Annotated in this window: 13 protein-coding genes; 4 read left to right on the plus strand and 9 right to left on the minus strand. The window is 61.9% G+C overall.

Going from position 1 to position 15,948, the window contains the following annotated elements; genetic code table 11:
- Nucleotides 1-22: 22 nt before the first annotated feature.
- The 8 genes from JV241A_RS01755 to JV241A_RS01790 all read right to left on the minus strand — a co-directional run bounded on the left by JV241A_RS01755 (nucleotide 23) and on the right by JV241A_RS01790 (nucleotide 9,869).
- Nucleotides 23-1,945 carry a PrkA family serine protein kinase gene (locus JV241A_RS01755; RefSeq protein ID WP_028942155.1) on the minus strand — a complete coding sequence of 641 codons (1,923 nt, stop codon included), beginning with the start codon at nucleotides 1,943-1,945 and terminating at the stop codon, nucleotides 23-25.
- 281 nt (nucleotides 1,946-2,226) lie between these two features.
- Entirely contained in the window at nucleotides 2,227-2,556 is a 330-nt protein-coding gene (gene glpE, locus JV241A_RS01760) for a thiosulfate sulfurtransferase GlpE (RefSeq protein ID WP_115085028.1), read from the minus strand.
- A 14-nt stretch (nucleotides 2,557-2,570) separates the two neighbouring features.
- On the minus strand, nucleotides 2,571-3,446 hold the full coding sequence (locus JV241A_RS01765) for a symmetrical bis(5'-nucleosyl)-tetraphosphatase (protein WP_115085029.1): 876 nt from the start codon (nucleotides 3,444-3,446) through the stop codon (nucleotides 2,571-2,573).
- A complete protein-coding gene (gene apaG, locus JV241A_RS01770) occupies nucleotides 3,446-3,826 on the minus strand; it encodes a Co2+/Mg2+ efflux protein ApaG (RefSeq protein WP_115085030.1) in 381 nt (126 codons plus the stop codon). The genes JV241A_RS01765 and apaG overlap by 1 nt, the downstream gene beginning before the upstream one ends.
- Before the next feature lie 104 nt (nucleotides 3,827-3,930).
- Nucleotides 3,931-4,737 (minus strand): 16S rRNA (adenine(1518)-N(6)/adenine(1519)-N(6))-dimethyltransferase RsmA, encoded by an 807-nt coding sequence (rsmA, locus tag JV241A_RS01775; RefSeq protein ID WP_115085031.1) that lies wholly within the window; start codon nucleotides 4,735-4,737, stop codon nucleotides 3,931-3,933.
- Entirely contained in the window at nucleotides 4,734-5,723 is a 990-nt protein-coding gene (gene pdxA / locus JV241A_RS01780) for a 4-hydroxythreonine-4-phosphate dehydrogenase PdxA (RefSeq protein WP_134061269.1), read from the minus strand. Before pdxA ends, rsmA begins: the two co-directional genes overlap by 4 nt.
- Entirely contained in the window at nucleotides 5,720-7,039 is a 1,320-nt protein-coding gene (locus tag JV241A_RS01785) for a peptidylprolyl isomerase (protein ID WP_115085033.1), read from the minus strand. The genes pdxA and JV241A_RS01785 overlap by 4 nt, the downstream gene beginning before the upstream one ends.
- Entirely contained in the window at nucleotides 7,020-9,869 is a 2,850-nt protein-coding gene (locus JV241A_RS01790; protein WP_134061270.1) for an LPS-assembly protein LptD, read from the minus strand. The genes JV241A_RS01785 and JV241A_RS01790 overlap by 20 nt, the downstream gene beginning before the upstream one ends.
- Before the next feature lie 130 nt (nucleotides 9,870-9,999).
- Here JV241A_RS01790 and JV241A_RS01795 point away from each other — a divergent pair, with 130 nt between their 5' ends.
- From JV241A_RS01795 to JV241A_RS01805, 3 genes are read left to right on the plus strand one after another with little or no spacing between them, the layout of a single operon-like run.
- Nucleotides 10,000-11,025: a phosphotransferase gene (locus JV241A_RS01795; protein WP_115085035.1), complete on the plus strand. Its 1,026-nt coding sequence runs from the start codon at nucleotides 10,000-10,002 to the stop codon at nucleotides 11,023-11,025.
- Nucleotides 11,022-11,693, plus strand: coding sequence for an N-acetylmuramate alpha-1-phosphate uridylyltransferase MurU (gene murU, locus JV241A_RS01800; RefSeq protein ID WP_115085036.1), 672 nt, complete (start codon nucleotides 11,022-11,024; stop codon nucleotides 11,691-11,693). The genes JV241A_RS01795 and murU overlap by 4 nt, the downstream gene beginning before the upstream one ends.
- A 1-nt stretch (nucleotide 11,694) precedes the next feature.
- A complete protein-coding gene (locus JV241A_RS01805; protein WP_115085037.1) occupies nucleotides 11,695-12,459 on the plus strand; it encodes a TerB family tellurite resistance protein in 765 nt (254 codons plus the stop codon).
- Here the strand turns inward: JV241A_RS01805 and JV241A_RS01810 are convergent.
- Nucleotides 12,456-13,460, minus strand: a complete 1,005-nt coding sequence (locus JV241A_RS01810) for an alpha/beta hydrolase family protein (protein ID WP_134061271.1) — start codon at nucleotides 13,458-13,460, stop codon at nucleotides 12,456-12,458. The genes JV241A_RS01805 and JV241A_RS01810 overlap by 4 nt on opposite strands.
- 94 nt (nucleotides 13,461-13,554) lie before the next feature.
- On the opposite strand from JV241A_RS01810, the gene JV241A_RS01815 reads away from it, so the two are divergent.
- On the plus strand, nucleotides 13,555-15,945 hold the full coding sequence (locus JV241A_RS01815; protein WP_134061272.1) for a sensor histidine kinase: 2,391 nt from the start codon (nucleotides 13,555-13,557) through the stop codon (nucleotides 15,943-15,945).
- Nucleotides 15,946-15,948 lie beyond the last annotated feature (3 nt).

The following is a 15,948-nucleotide window of genomic DNA, read 5'->3' on the forward strand; positions in this document are numbered from 1 at the left end:
CTGACAGCTTGCCGCTTGCCGCTTATTGCGATTTCCTGACCCGCAGGTACCATTCCGAGAGCAGCCGAACTTGCTTGTCTGTGTAGCCGCGTTCCACCATTCGGGTGACGAAGTCGTTGTGTTTCTGTTGATCCTCTTTGCTGGCCTTGGCGTTGAAGCTGATGACCGGCAACAGGTCTTCGGTGTTGGAGAACATTTTCTTCTCGATCACCACCCGCAGTTTTTCGTAGCTGAGCCAGGTCGGGTTCTTGCCGTTGTTGTTGGCCCGGGCGCGCAACACGAAGTTGACGATCTCGTTGCGGAAATCCTTCGGATTGCTGATGCCGGCCGGCTTCTCGATCTTCTCCAGCTCTTCGTTGAGGGCGATGCGGTTAAGGATCTCGCCAGTTTCCGGGTCGCGGTACTCCTGGTCCTGGATCCAGAAGTCGGCATACAGCACGTAGCGGTCGAAGATGTTCTGCCCGTATTCGCTGTAGGACTCCAGGTAAGCGGTCTGGATTTCCTTGCCGATGAACTCGATGTAGCGTGGTGCCAGGTATTCCTTCAGATAGCGCAGGTAGCGTTCACGCACTTCGGCCGGGAATTGTTCCTGTTCGATCTGCTGTTCCAGCACATACAGCAGGTGCACCGGGTTGGCGGCAATCTCATGGGGGTCGAAGTTGAACACCTTGGAGAGGATCTTGAAGGCAAAGCGGGTCGACAGGCCGTTCATGCCTTCGTCCACCCCGGCCGCGTCGCGGTACTCCTGGATCGACTTGGCCTTGGGATCGGTATCCTTGAGGTTTTCGCCGTCATACACGCGCATTTTTGAGTAAATGTTCGAGTTTTCCGGTTCTTTGAGCCGCGACAGCACGGTGAACTGCGCCAGCATCTTCAGGGTGTCGGGGGCGCAATGGGCTTTGGCCAGCGAGCTGTTGAACAGCAGCTTGTCGTAGATCTTGATTTCGTCGCTGACCCGCAGGCAGTACGGCACCTTGACGATGTAGATCCGGTCGATGAAGGCTTCGTTGTTCTTGTTGTTGCGGAAGCTGTGCCATTCCGATTCGTTGGAGTGGGCCAGCAGGATCCCGGAGTAGGGGATCGCACCGAGGCCTTCGGTGCTGTTGTAGTTACCTTCCTGGGTGGCCGTCAGCAACGGGTGCAGGACCTTGATCGGCGCCTTGAACATCTCGACGAATTCCATCAGGCCCTGGTTGGCCCGGCACAATGCGCCCGAGTAGCTGTAGGCGTCGGCGTCGTTCTGTGGGTATTCCTCCAGTTTGCGGATATCGACCTTACCCACCAGAGCGGAAATATCCTGGTTGTTCTCGTCACCCGGTTCGGTCTTGGCCACGGCGATCTGGTTGAGGATCGACGGGTAGAGTTTGACTACCTTGAACTGGCTGATATCGCCCCCGAATTCGGCCAGTCGCTTGGTCGCCCAGGGCGACATGATGGTGTTCAGGTAGCGCCGCGGGATGCCGAAGTCTTCTTCGAGAATGGCGCCGTCTTCGGTAGCGTTGAACAGCCCCAAGGGCGACTCGAATACCGGCGAGCCCTTGATGGCATAGAAGGGCACCTTCTCCATCAGTTGTTTGAGCTTTTCGGCCAGGGAAGACTTGCCGCCACCTACCGGGCCGAGCAGATAGAGGATTTGTTTCTTCTCTTCCAGGCCCTGGGCGGCATGGCGGAAATAGGACACGATCTGGTCGATGCATTCTTCCATGCCATGGAAGTCTTCAAAGGCCGGATAGCGGCGGATCACCTTGTTGGAGAAGATGCGCGACAGCCTTGAGTTGTTCGAGGTGTCGACCAGTTCTGGCTCACCGATGGCCATCAACAGGCGTTCGGCCGCCGACGCGTAAGCGCTGCGATCGCTTTTGCAGAGCTCAAGGTACTCTTGCAGCGAAAGTTCTTCCTGACGGGTGGACTCGAAACGTTGTTGGAAGTGGCTAAAAATACTCATGACGTCACCTCGCTCGATACGTGGAGCCGACGCCGGATCAGTCAGCTGATGCTGGCATGCAATCGGCACTGCCAATTGCTGTATACCCCCCAGAACACCTAGAACTCGCTACCGATGACCCGCACGCCGGTGTACCGGCTCTCCCCTTTTTGGATGGCCTGGGCTTAAGGATAGTTCGTAATCGGGGAGGTCAAGGCCGCTTGTACATGAAGTTCGCCATGACCGTTCGTCTGGTCAGGCGCGAGCCCGCACAGGACGCGGGCTGCGGGAGGTGAAAAAAATTATTCGGCAGTGCCCTGGGCGGTTTCCGTCGGGTAGGTGCCACGCCACAGCTCGAAGCCGCCGTCGAGGCTGTAGACGTCGGAAAAGCCCTGGCTGATCAGATAAGCGGCAGCGCTCTGGCTGGAGTTGCCGTGATAGCAGACCACCACGGTTGGCGCATCGAGATCAGCGGCGCGAATAAAATCCGCTACCGAATGGTTGTCCAGATGTTGCGCGCCAGTGATGTGGCCGGCGGCAAAGGCTTGCGGGTCGCGAATATCGACCACGACCGCACCTTGCTCGCGCAGCGCCTGGGCCTGCTCGGGAGGGATGCGTTTGAATTCGCTCATGGGTACGGTTTCCTTCAGGACTGGTCGTTCATTCTAGCCGGTTGTGCGGACGCAGGCTGCGCGCGCGGGGTGCCTTGGTCGGAACATTCGCAGCGATGGAATGCGCCGGTATCGACGTTGTACAGGGTCATCGCGCCGCCCCAGACGCAGCCGGTGTCCAGGGCAATGACCCCGGGCTCCTTGCAGCGGCCTTCAAGCGCCGCCCAGTGGCCGAAGATGATCTTCACATGCCGAGAGCGACGGCCCTTGTGGGCGAACCAGGGCTTGTAGCCAGGCGGGGCGGTATCGGCGCCTTCCTTGCCCTTGAGGTCGAGCTTGCCTTCGCTGGTGCAAAAGCGCATGCGGGTGAAGTAATTGGTGATAACCCGCAAGCGGGTGACGCCGCTGAGGTCCTTGCTCCACTTGTTCGGCTCGTTGCCGTACATGCCGTCGAGGTAGGGCTTTAAACGGTTGTCGTCGCGCAGCACTTCCTCCACTTCGCCTGCCAGCTCCAGGGCCTTGCCCAGGGTCCACTGCGGCGGGATGCCGGCGTGCACCAGCACTGCGCCGCGCTGCTCGTCGTAGTGCAGCAGCTTTTGCCGGCGCAGCCAGTCGAGCAGTTCACCGGCATCCGGGGCATCGAGGATTTCGCGCAGGGTGTCGCTTTTTTTCAAGCGCTCGATGTTGTGCCAGGCGGCCAGCAGGTGCAGGTCATGGTTGCCCAGTACGCACACCAGCGATTCGCGGATGGAATAAAGGAAGCGCAGGGTTTCCAGTGACTCCGGGCCGCGGTTGACCAGGTCACCGACCAGCCACAGGCGATCGACCTTCGGGTTGAAGGCAACCCGCTCGAGCAGGCACTTGAGTGGCTGCAGGCAGCCTTGCAGATCGCCGACTGCGTATACCGCCATCAGTGCAGGGCTCCGGGGACGGCGAGGCGGAACGGCGCGATGATGGCGTCGAAGCGCTTGCCGTCTTCAGCGAACATCTGGTAGCTGCCCTGCATGGTGCCGACCGTGGTGCTGATCACCGCGCCGCTGCTGTAGGTGTGGCTTTCGCCAGGTTCGATCAGCGGTTGCTGGCCGATAACGCCCGCGCCCTTGACCTCTTCGACATGGCCATCACCGTTGGTGATCAACCAGTGCCGCGACATCAGCTTGGCGGGCACAGTGCCGTTGTTCTTCACCGTGATGGTATAGGCGAAGGCGAAACGGTCGTTTTCGGGGTCGGATTGTTCTTTGAGAAAGCGGGTCACGACGCTGACGTCGATCTGGTAACGGGGATCAGACATGCAAGGGGCCTTGGCAACAGACGCGGATACGGCGATGGCGTCAGTCTAGGCTATCGGCGGGGTAGCCGGCCAGTCATGCGGGCATGACTGGCCATTGGCGCACGTTACGCGGCGCCTTGTTGCTCGGCCAGCTTGTCGGCCAGGCGCACGAAGGCGGCCAGGTCGAGTTGCTCCGGACGCAGGCTGCCATCGACGCCGGCAGCCTCGATGGCGTCGCTGCTGAGCAGGGCCTTGAGAGTGTTGCGCAGGGTCTTGCGGCGCTGGTTGAAGGCTTCGCGGACAATGCGCTCTAGCAGGCGATGGTCCTTGGCCGGGAATGGCAGGGTTTCGTGCGGTACCAGACGCACGATCGCCGAATCGACCTTGGGCGGCGGATTGAACGCGCCCGGGCCGACGTTGAACAGGTGTTCGACCCGGCAGTGGTACTGCACCATGATCGACAGGCGGCCCCAGTCACCACCGCCAGGGCCTGCGGCCAGGCGCTCGACCACTTCTTTCTGCAGCATGAAGTGCATGTCGCGGATCAGTTCGGCGTTGGCCAGCAAGTGGAAGATCAGCGGCGTGGAGATGTTGTACGGCAGGTTGCCGACCACGCGCAGGCTGTTCGGCGCCGCACCCAGGCTGGTGAAGTCGAACTTCAGCGCATCGCCCTGGTGCAGGCGGAAGTTGTCGCGGTTAGCGAACTGCTGGTTGAGAATCGGTACCAGGTCTTTGTCCAGCTCGACCACGTCCAGCTGTGCGCCGCTCGCCAGCAGGCCGGAAGTCAGGGCGCCCTGACCCGGGCCGATTTCCAGCATGCGCTCGCCGGCCTTGGCGTGGATCGAGCGCAGGATGCGGTCGATGACGCCGGCGTCGTGCAGGAAGTTCTGGCCAAAGCGCTTGCGCGCCTTGTGTTGGTATTGCTCGGTCATTTTCGGGTCTCGGCCATCTGGTAGGCGGTTTCCAGGGCGACCTGCAGGCTGCCGGTGTCGATCTTGCCGCTGCCGGCCAGGTCCAGGGCAGTGCCATGGTCGACCGAGGTGCGGATGATCGGCAGGCCCAGGGTCACATTGACCGCCGCGCCGAAGCCTTTGTACTTGAGCACGGGCAGGCCCTGGTCGTGGTACATCGCCAGCACTGCGTCGCAGTGCTCCAGATATTTGGGGGTAAACAGGGTGTCGGCGGGCAACGGGCCGCGAAGGTCCATGCCCTCGCTGCGCAGGCGCGCCAATGTCGGTTCGATGGTGTCTATTTCTTCATGGCCCAGGTGGCCACCTTCGCCGGCGTGCGGATTGAGGCCGCAAACCAGGATGCGCGGGTTGGCAATGCCGAACTTGTGTTGCAGGTCGGCATGCAGGATCCGCGTGACACGCTCCAGGCGTTCGCTGGTGATGGCGTCGGCAACGTCACGCAGGGGCAAGTGAGTCGTCACCAGGGCCACGCGCAGGCCGCGGGTTGCCAGCATCATCACCACTTGCGCGGTGCTGGTCAGGTCGGCGAGGAATTCGGTATGCCCAGAGAAGGCGATGCCGCTTTCGTTGATCACGCCCTTGTGCACGGGGGCAGTGATCATCCCGGCGAAATGCCCGTCCAGGCAGCCTTGCCCGGCGCGGGTCAGGGTTTCCAGCACGAACCCGGCGTTGGCCTTGTCCAGCTGGCCTGCTACCACCGGGTTTTGCAGCGGCGTATCCCAGACATACAGGCTGCCCACGGGCGCGGGCTGGTCGGGGAGGGCGTCGAGGCTCACCGGCAACAGGCTGACGGCCACGCCCAGCTGCGCGGCCCGCTCGGCGAGCAGGTCACGGCTGGTAATGGCAATCAGGGGGTGTGGCTGGGCTTGCGTGGCGAGCAGCAGGCACAGGTCAGGACCTATGCCGGCCGGCTCGCCGGGTGTGAGGGCGAAGCGCTGAGGTTTCACTGCGCGGCCTGATCGGCGCCAGGAAGCTTGATTTCGACGTAGGCTTCGTCACGGATCTGACGCAGCCAGGTCTGCAGCTCTTCATCGTACTTGCGATTACGCAGCACGTTCATGGCTTGTTGCTCGCGGGCTTGCTCGGTGCTGTCGGTGGCACGCCGGCCCAGCACTTCAAGGACGTGCCAGCCGTACTGGGTCTTGAACGGCTTGGTCACCTGGCCCTGTTGGGCGTTGGCCATTTCTTCGCGGAACTCCGGCACCAGGGCGCTTGGATCGATCCAGTTGAGATCGCCGCCATTGAGTGCCGAGCCAGGGTCTTCGGAGAAGCTCTTGGCCAGCGTGGCGAAGTCCTCACCGTTCTGGATACGGTCATAGAGCCGTTGGGCCAGCTCCTGGGTCGCCGCTTCGCTGCGGATCTCGCTCGGCTTGATCAGGATGTGACGGACATGCACTTCGTCACGCATGGTGGCTCCGCCGCCGCCACGTTTTTCCTGCATCTTGATGATGATGAAACCGGTAGGGATACGGAGCGGCTGAGTGACGTCGCCGACGTCCAGGCTGCTGAGCAACTTGGCGAAGTCAGGCGGTAGCTGACCGGCTTTACGCCAGCCCATTTCGCCGCCTTCCAGGGCGTTTTCGCTGGCGGAGCTGGCGATTGCCATCTGGCCGAAGTCGGCGCCGCTCTTCAGGCGCGTGTACACCTCGCCGGCCTTCTGGGCCGCCGCCTGGATCTGCGCCGAGTTGGCGCTTTCCGGCGTCGGGATCAGGATGTTGGCCAGTCGCCATTCTTCCGACAGTTGCATCTGGCCCTGCTCCGAAGCGAGGAAGTTCTTCACTTCCTGCTCCGAGACCTGAATGCGCTCGGCAACCCGGCGCTGACGTACGCGGCTGATGATCATCTCGCGACGAACCTGCTCGCGGGCATCTTCGTACGACAGGCCATCATGAGCCAGGGCCGCGCGGAACTGTTCCAGGTTCATACCGTTGCGCTGGGCAATGGTACCGATGGCCTGGTTCAGCTCTTCGTCGGTGATGCGGATACCCGAGCGATCGCCGATCTGCAATTGCAGGTTTTCGACGATCAGGCGCTCGAGCACCTGCTGGTCCAGCACGCCGGCGGGCGGCACGGAGCCACCACGCTTGGCGATGGTCTGCTGGACTTCACGCACGCGGCTGTCCAGCTGGCTTTTCATCACCACGTCGTTGTCGACGATGGCCACAACGCTGTCCAGGGGTTGCACGGCGGCGTGCGCCGTGCCGGTCAGCAATACCGCGCCCAGCAACAGCGGGCGCAGACAATCAGTAAGCTTGGTCTTCACGAGTACGATAACCTTGAATGCCCTGGTCGAGGAAAGACTCGACCTTGTTGCCCACTACGCCGCCGAGGCCTTTCAGCACAATCTGCAGGAAGACGCCGTGGTCGCCTTTTTCGTTTTGCGGAGTTGCCTGGCTGAAATCGTCGTAATCGATCCAGTAACGGTTGATCAGACGCAGCTTCCAGCAGCAGTTGTCATACTCGAAACCACCGAAGGCTTCCAGCGTGCGGTTGCGGTTGTAGTCATGCTGCCAGCGAGCAATCGCGGTCCACTGTGGAACGATCGGCCACATGACCGAGAAGTCATGTTGCTGGATCTTGTAGTAGTCCTTGACATAATTAGCATCGCCCGGGGTGCCGTAATCACCACCGCCTACCTGCCAACGACCAGTGGTGCTGTTGTAGGTGACCATGTCGTTGCGATAGCGGTAACCGAGGTTGACCACTTTGTTGACGTCTTTTTCAGGCTGGTAGTGGAACATTGCACTGCCCGAGCGGGTGCTGCGGCTGTCCGGGTCCCAGTTGAAGTCGGAATTGAAGCGCCAGTCGCGGTTGAAGCGGTACTCGTACTCGAGAGCGTACGGGGACACATCTGACTTGGCATCCTTGCGATCTTCGAAGGCGATGCCAGGGAGCTGGGCTTTGCGGTCTTTGAAGTAGAGGGCTTGGCCGACGCTCAGGCGCTGGCGCTCAAAACCGTTTTCTTCAATCCAGCGGTTTGTCACGCCCAGGGACAGTTTGTTTTCGTCGCCAATGCGGTCGATACCCGAGAAGCGGTTGTCGCGGAACAGCGAGGCGTAACTGAAGGTGTATTCGCTGGTGTCGAAAACAGGGATATCCCGCTGCTCTTCATATGGGACATACAGATAGAAGAGCCGAGGTTCCAAGGTCTGCCGGTAGTTTTTGCCAAACCACTGAGTGCTGCGATCGAAGTAAAGCCCGCTATCGATACTGAAAATCGGCACATTCCGGTTCTGGGAGCTGCTGAAGTCGCCTTGGAGTGCCAATGTTTCTGGGGACGCGGCCGCCAGATCGCTCTTGCCTTTACCATCCAGATCAAGATCGTAGTGTGTCGTCATGTATTTGAGCGACGGCGTCAGGTAGCCATAGGTAGCCGTGAGTGGCAGGCTGATCTTCGGCGCTGCATTTAGGCGGGTACCGTTCGAACGGGCTACACCGAAGACGTTTTCGTCCAGTCGCTTGCCACCAATGGTATTGCCGGATGAGTCAAGTACGAGGCCGGCAGAAGGATCAGGATTGCCATCTTCGTCAAAAACCAGATCGTTCTTCAGGTTACGGTCAAAGCGGACGGCTTCAGTTTCATAACTGAAGTCAAAACCACCCGGGTGATACGGCAGCATGCCATTGAAGGTAATTTGCGGCAGTCGATCATATGGGGTGATCTGCGAAATAGTCGCCAGTTCGTAGGCGTGCAGGTTCAGCCGAGCGGTATAACTGTCGCCGCGGTAGGTCAGTGCACCCTGCTGATTGATGAAGTCCCGTTTTTCAATACCAATCTGATCCGATTCCAGATCCTGGAAGTAGAACGGGTCGCTGATATCGGTGTAATCGACTTCGGTGAGTAGGCGAGAATCCAGCCCGCCTTTATGCTGCCAGTTGACCATCCAGCGCTGGTCTTCGTAGTCAGTCTGCAGCTTGCGATCATCATTCTTGTCATTCAGGTACGCACCACCAAACTGCCCTTCGCTGGACTTGGTCAGGTAGCGGAACTCGCCTTCCATCAACATGCCGCGCTTGGCCATGTAGCGTGGATACAAGGTGGCGTCGTAGTTTGGCGCCAGGTTGAAGTAGTACGGCGTGACCAGCATGAAGCCGGTGTCGCTGCTGGTGCTGAACGACGGCGGCAGGAAGCCGGACTGGCGACGATCGTCAATCGGGAAGTAGATGTAAGGTGTGTAGAACACCGGTACATCCTTGACCCGCAGGGTAACGTTGGTCGCGGTACCGAAGCCGGTGGCCGGGTTCAGGGTAATGTTGTTGCCCTTGAGCTGCCAGGCGTTGCTGTTCGGCTCACAGGTGGTGTAAGTACCGTCCTTGAGGCGGATGATGGCGTTTTCGGCACGCTTGGCGTACAGCGCGCTACCGCGGATACGTGACTTGTGCATCACGTATTCGGCGTTGTCGACCTTGGCTTCACCGGTGTCCAGCTGGATGTCGGCGTGATCGCCCACGACCAGCGAGCCGTTGTCGCGAATCTTCACGTTGCCGCTCAGCTCGCCACGGTTCTCGGCCTGGTACAGGTTGGCTTCGTCGGCCTCGACCTGCATGCTGCCCTGGCGCATGACCACGTCACCGGCGAGGGTGGCGATCTGCTGCTCCTGCTGGTAGCGCGAGACCTTGGCGCCGATAAAGGTCGGCGATTCGTCTTTGGGTGTGGTGTCGTCCATGCCCGGACGCGTCGGTTCGATGTAGGCACCGGCGCAATAAGGCCCGGTTTCGGCGAGCTGGGCCGGGGTCAGCTGGTCGCGCGGCACCCAGTCCAGGTGGCTGGCGTCGGGGCTGCGGGACTTCAGCACGCGGCCTTTGGCTTCGGTGACCAGCACCGGGCCTTGACCCTGCTCCTGGGCAACCTCGCCGGTACCGGCTGGCGTTTCACCGGACGAGGGGGCAGCGGCACCGACATGCACCGGGCGTGGCGGCAGTGCGGCGGCTGGGGTTTTGGGCTTGCAGTCCCAGCCTCCGGCAGCAGACACTTGGCAGTCGAACTGCTCTGCGGCAACCACGTATGGGGTGGCCAGAGGTTGCATCGCCAGCAAACCGCCGGTGACCAGCAACGGGAATTTTTTACGAAACGCGGGGGATTTCAATGCCATCTTATTAGTCCGGGCTTCCTGCGTGCCATCTGCCCGCGTGTGGGGCCGCACGCCTCTCGATGGTCTGAAAAAGATGCTGGATAATAAAGCATGACCCGCTTGACGGCTAGGGCCGTCGGAGACCCTTGTAATGCCCGATCACGATGTACGCTTGCAACACCTGAATGTCTGGCTCGCCGAGCAGCTGGCAAACCTGTTCCATAAACAGGGCTGGGGCACGGTTCCCGCGGGTAGCCTGACCGCCGCCAGCAGCGATGCGAGCTTTCGCCGCTACTTCCGCTGGCAGGCCGAAGGCCACAGCTTTATTGTCATGGATGCGCCACCGCCGCAGGAAAACTGCCGGCCGTTCGTTGATATTGCTCATTTGCTGGCCACTGCCAAGGTCAATGTGCCGGTTATTCATGCCGAGGACCTTGAGCGCGGCTTCCTGCTGCTCAGCGACCTGGGCACCCAGACCTACCTCGATGTGATCAACGCCGAGAATGCCGATGGCCTGTTCAACGACGCCATCGAAGCGCTGCTGGCCTTCCAGCAGTTGCCGATGGACGCGCCGTTGCCAAGCTACGACGTGGCGTTGCTGCGTCGCGAGCTTGAGCTGTTCCCCGAGTGGTACGTGGGCCGTGAGCTGGGCCTTGGCTTTAACGACGCGCAACTGGCCGCCTGGCAGCGTATCAGCAGCCTGCTGATCGACAGCGCGCTGGCCCAGCCGAAAGTGCTGGTGCACCGCGACTTCATGCCGCGCAACCTGATGCACAGCGAGCCGAACCCCGGCGTGCTGGACTTTCAGGATGCGGTATACGGACCGACCACCTATGACATCACCTGCCTGTTCAAGGATGCTTTCCTGAGCTGGCCGCAGGCACGCGTGCAGGGCTGGCTGAAGGATTACTGGCAGCGCGCCCAGGCCAAAGGCATCCCGGTGCAGGCCGATTTCGAAGACTTCCACCGTGCCAGCGACCTGATGGGCGTACAGCGCCACCTCAAGGTCATCGGTATTTTCGCTCGTATCTGCCACCGCGACGGCAAGCCGCGCTACCTGGCCGATGTGCCGCGCTTCTTTGCCTATATAGATGATGTGATCGCCCGTCGCCCGGAACTGGCCGAGCTGGACGAGTTGATCGAGAGCCTTCAGGCCGCTGCCGGAGTGCGTCCATGAAAGCGATGATTCTCGCCGCGGGCAAGGGCGAGCGGATGCGCCCGCTGACCCTGCACACGCCAAAACCGCTGGTGCCGGTGGCCGACATGCCGCTGATCGAGTATCACCTGCGTGCCCTGGCGGCGGCCGGCTTCAAGGACGTGGTGATCAACCACGCCTGGCTTGGGCAGCAGATCGAAGATCACTTGGGCGATGGTTCACGCTGGGGCCTGAGTATCAGTTACTCGCCGGAAGGCGAGCCGCTGGAAACCGGCGGTGGCATCTTCAAGGCCCTGCCGTTGCTGGGCGATGAGCCATTTGTGCTGGTCAACGGCGATATCTGGACCGAATACGACTTTGCCCGCCTGCCCAAAAACCTGAACGGGCTGGCCCACCTGGTGCTGGTGGATAACCCTGACCATCATGGCAAGGGCGATTTTTGCCTGGATCAGAGCCAGGTCCGTGACGGTAATGCCGATGTCGACACGCTGACCTACAGCGGCATTGCCGTGCTGGCCCCGCAACTGTTCGCCGACTGCCAGGCGGGTGCTTTCAAGCTGGCGCCGCTGCTGCGTCAGGCGATGGCGGCCGGGCAAGTCAGTGGCGAGCATTTCAGTGGGCACTGGGTGGATGTCGGCACCCTGGAACGTCTGGCTGAAGTCGAGCAACTGCTCGCCGAGCGCCGCTGACATGTTGTGGCCGAGCACAGTGATAGGTGCCGGGGCAGGCTTTGCCATCGCCAGTATTCCAGGGGCTTTGCTGGGGGCGTTGCTGGGTCAGGCGATGGACCGCCGTTTGCAGTTGCACAGTTGGGCGCATGTGCGCGAACGCCTGGGAGGGCGGCCGGTGTTGCGCGACGACGAAGTACTGTTCGTGCTGCTCGGGCGCCTGGCCAAGAGCGACGGGCGCGTGGTCGATGGCCATATCCAGCAGGCGCGGGTGGAGATGCAGCGGCTGGAGATGAACGAGCCGGCCAGGCGCCGCGCCATTGCTGCCTTCAATCGCGGTAAGCGCGGCAAAGAGCGCCTGGGTGCGCACTTGCGGCGTCTGAAGCAACAGCCTCATGCCGCCGAAGGCATGTTGCGTGCTTGCTGGCGCATGGTCTGGGCCGATGGCCAGGCCGGCCGGCACGAGCGTGAGCTGTTACTGGCGTGGGGCCAGGCCCTGGGCTGGTCGTCGGCCAAGGTCCAGGCCCTGGCGCTGGACTACGAACCGCAGAAGGCGGCGCTGGCCGACGGTATCCTGGGCTATCCGCAGGCCTTGCGGATGCTCGGGGTCAGTGCAGAAACCGACGCCGGGCAGATCAAGCAAGCCTATCGGCGGCTGCTCAGCCGCCACCATCCGGACAAGCTGGTGGGCAATGGCGCCAGCCCTTTGCAGATTCGCGAGGCAACCGAACGTACCCGCGAGCTGCATCAGGCCTACGCCGTCATTCGCAAGCGCCGCGGCTTCTAGTCGAGTTTTTCCGGGCTCAGCCAGCCACGGATGCGGCGGAACAGTTGTTCCTGTTCCGCTGCGCTGTTGCCCGGCACGGCGGTCAGGCTGACCTGGCGGTAGTTGGCGTCCTTCAAGCGTTTACTGGCTTGCAGGCGCTGTTCGGCCGCGCGCTTGGCCTGAGGCAGGGTGGCATAGAAAAAGTCTGCAGTCGGCACTTTCAACGTCGGCGCCAGGCTGTCCAGGCCGTGTTCGGCCTGAGTCGGCGTCTGTGCGGCGACCATCACCAGCTTCTGTACCTGCGCCGGTTGCCGCTCGCTCAGGTAGCGGGCTGCCCAATAAGCACCGCTGCCGTTGCCGAGCAGGACGATACTGCGAGCATTTTGCTGCTGGGCGTAGGCAACGGCGGCATCGAGGCGATTGAAGATACGTTCGGCATCGGCCTTGTCATTCTCGACCGGCGCCTTTGCCTGCTCGACGCTTTCGCTGTTGTCGTTTTCGGCGGCCGTGGCCTGTTCGATACTGGCATTGGCATTGGCCGGGGTGTCCTTGACCGGCGCGCTTTCGCCTTGCTCGGCCTTTTGCGCCGGCGCCGGCGCTGCTTCGATGCGCGCTTGCGGGCTGTTGGTCAGCAGGTCTGGCAGGGCCAGGCTCAGGCTGTGCCAACCGGCATCGGGAAACTTGCGCCGCAACGGGCCGACGGTCTTTGGCCAATCGGCATTTTCGCCGGCACCGGCGAGAATAATCAGGGCGCCTTCGGGCTCGGCGGTGTTGGCTGGCTTCCACAGGGCCAGGAAGCTGTCGCTGCCGGCCTGCAGGGTTTGCTGTTCAGCCTGAGGAACCTGGCGCTCCAGGGCCAGGGCATCTTCCTGGCTGCGTTCGGCCAGCGGTTGGCGTTCGACAGCGGCAGGTTTGCTGTCGGCGGCAGCTTCTGGCGTTTCGCCAGCTGCCGCTTGTGCGGTACAAGGTAGTATCAGTGACAGGCATAACGCCGGCAGCGTCGTGCGATAAAGTGCGAACATGGATCGATCCAGGCCAGATTAATACCGGCAGCCTAATAGTATTTGCTCGGGACGGCCATGCTCGGTGGCCGTCCTACCCTTGATGAGAGTGCAGATGAAACTTTTGCGCTGCCTGTTGCTTATCGGCTGTTTTTGTCTGCCCTTGATCACGGGGGCAGCTTCGGCTGCCGCGCCTGCGCAGGTTGTGCTGGAGCCTGCCCAGCAACAGTGGCTTGAGCAGCATCGCAGCCTGCGGGTCGGGCTGGTGCTGCAAGCACCCTTTGCCCAGTTCGATCGGCGTTTGCAGCAGCTCTACGGGGTTAACGTCGAGCTGATGAACTGGCTCGGCCGCTCGCTGGGGCTGGACCTCACCTGGCGCAACTTTCCTGACCAGGCGGCACTGGAGCATGCGCTGCTGGCCGGTGAAGTCGATCTTGCCCCGGGTCTGACCCAGACACCGGCCAGCTTGCGTCTGTGGTTGTTCAGCGACCCTTACATGCGGGTACCGCAACTGATCGTCGGGCCGCGTACCGGCGCAGTGGCGGTGGATCTGGAGAAACTGGCCAGTACCGATCGGGTCGCCGTGCGCATGCCCAGCACCGTTGCCGACTATCTGCGTGCCACCTATACGAACCTGAATTTGCAAGGGGTGCCTCAAGAGCGCCAGGCCTTGCAGTTGGTGCTCAGCGAGCAAGCAAGATTTGCCGTGGTGGATGAGGCGCAATTGAGCCGCCTGTCACGGGAAAGCGAGTTCAGCGAACTGGTGGTGGTCGGTGATATCGGCCTGCCGCAATTGTTACGGGTGGGCTCGCGGCGGGACTGGCCCGAGCTTGCCGGGATTGTTGAACGCGGCCTGCAGGCTGTTCCGGCCAAGGACTTGGAACAACTGCACCAGCGCTGGCTGGAGCCAAAATACCCGCGCCTGAGCGAATCCCCGGGATTCTGGCAGAACCTCGGCCTGCTGCTGGCGGCACTGCTGCTCAGTTGTGTGGCCATCGTCATCTGGCAGCGTCGGCAACTGCATCAGCTCGAACACAGCCTGCTGGCCACCCGCGACACCCTGGCCCAGCGTCAGGCCCGCGAAGAAGCCCTGCGCCTGAGCCAGTTCTCCATCGACCAGAGCACCGTGGGTATTCTCTGGGTCAACTGGGACAGCCATGTACGCTACGCCAACCGGGCCGCTGAAAGCATGCTTGGTTACGCTTCGGGGGCTCTGATCGATCGGCCGCTGATCGATTTCGAGCCGACCCTGCACATGGACCGCTGGCTCGACCTGTGGAAGCGCGCCCGAACCAGCGATGAAGCCCCTCAGCACTTTGAAACCCGGTGCCTGCGCGCCGATGGCAGCCTGTTGCCGGTGGATGTGTCGCTGAGCTTCCTGCGTTTTCGCGATGCCGAGTACCTGGTGGTGTTTCTCGCCGACGTCACCGAGCGCCGACGGGCATTGGCGGCATTGCGCGAGAGCGAGGCGCGGCTCAAGGGCATCGCCGGCAACGTGCCGGGCCTGGTGTTTCGCCTCGAACGCAACCCGGCCGAAGGCGAGCTGGAATTCCCCTATATCAGTGAAGGCAGCGAAGCCCTGGTGGGCTATCCGCCTGCGGCGTTGCAACACCCGGACATGGGCCTGCGCAACCTCGTGCACCCGGACGATCGCGCCGAGTATCACCGGGTCCAGGACCTGGCCCTGGCCACTGACAGCGATTGGTCCTGGCAGGGGCGGATCCTGACCCGCCAGGGTGAACAGCGCTGGGCCGATATCAAGGCCAGCACCCGGACGTTGGTGGATGGCCGGGTGGTCTGGGACGGGGTGGTCTGGGATATCAGCCAGAGCAAGCGCGTCGAGCTCGAACTGGCCCGCTCCCAGGAACAGCTGCGTGAACTGTCGGCGCACCTGGAAAGCGTTCGTGAGGAAGAAAAAGCCCGTATAGCGCGGGAAGTGCACGATGAACTGGGGCAGATGCTCACAGTACTGAAGCTGGAAACCTCCATGTGCGAACTGGCCTACGCCGAGCTGGATCCCGGCCTCAACGAGCGCCTGGGCAGCATGAAACGCCTGATCGCCCAGCTGTTCCAGCTGGTGCGCGATGTGGCCACCGCCCTGCGTCCGCCGATCCTCGATGCCGGCATCGCTTCGGCCATTGAGTGGCAGGCCCGGCGCTTCGAAGCGCGCACGCAGATCCCTTGCCTGGTGCAAGTGCTGGAAAACCCGCCACCCTTGAGTGATGCCAAGGCCATTGGCCTGTTCCGCATTCTGCAAGAGGCGCTGACCAATGTCATGCGCCATGCCCAGGCGCATACTGTGCAGATCAGTTTGAGCCTCGACGGCCAGACCTTGCGGCTGACGGTGATCGACGATGGCGCAGGATTTGTCCTGGAACAAAGTAGGCCAAGCTCATTTGGCCTGGTCGGCATGCGTGAGCGGGTGCTCATGCTGGGCGGCAGCATGACCCTGGAAAGCGAGCCGGGCGAGGGCACCAGCCTGAGCGTGGCCATCCCCCTGGATTAGGAG

Source organism: Pseudomonas sp. JV241A (assembly GCF_900275665.1).
Lineage (GTDB): Bacteria > Pseudomonadota > Gammaproteobacteria > Pseudomonadales > Pseudomonadaceae > Aquipseudomonas > Aquipseudomonas wadenswilerensis.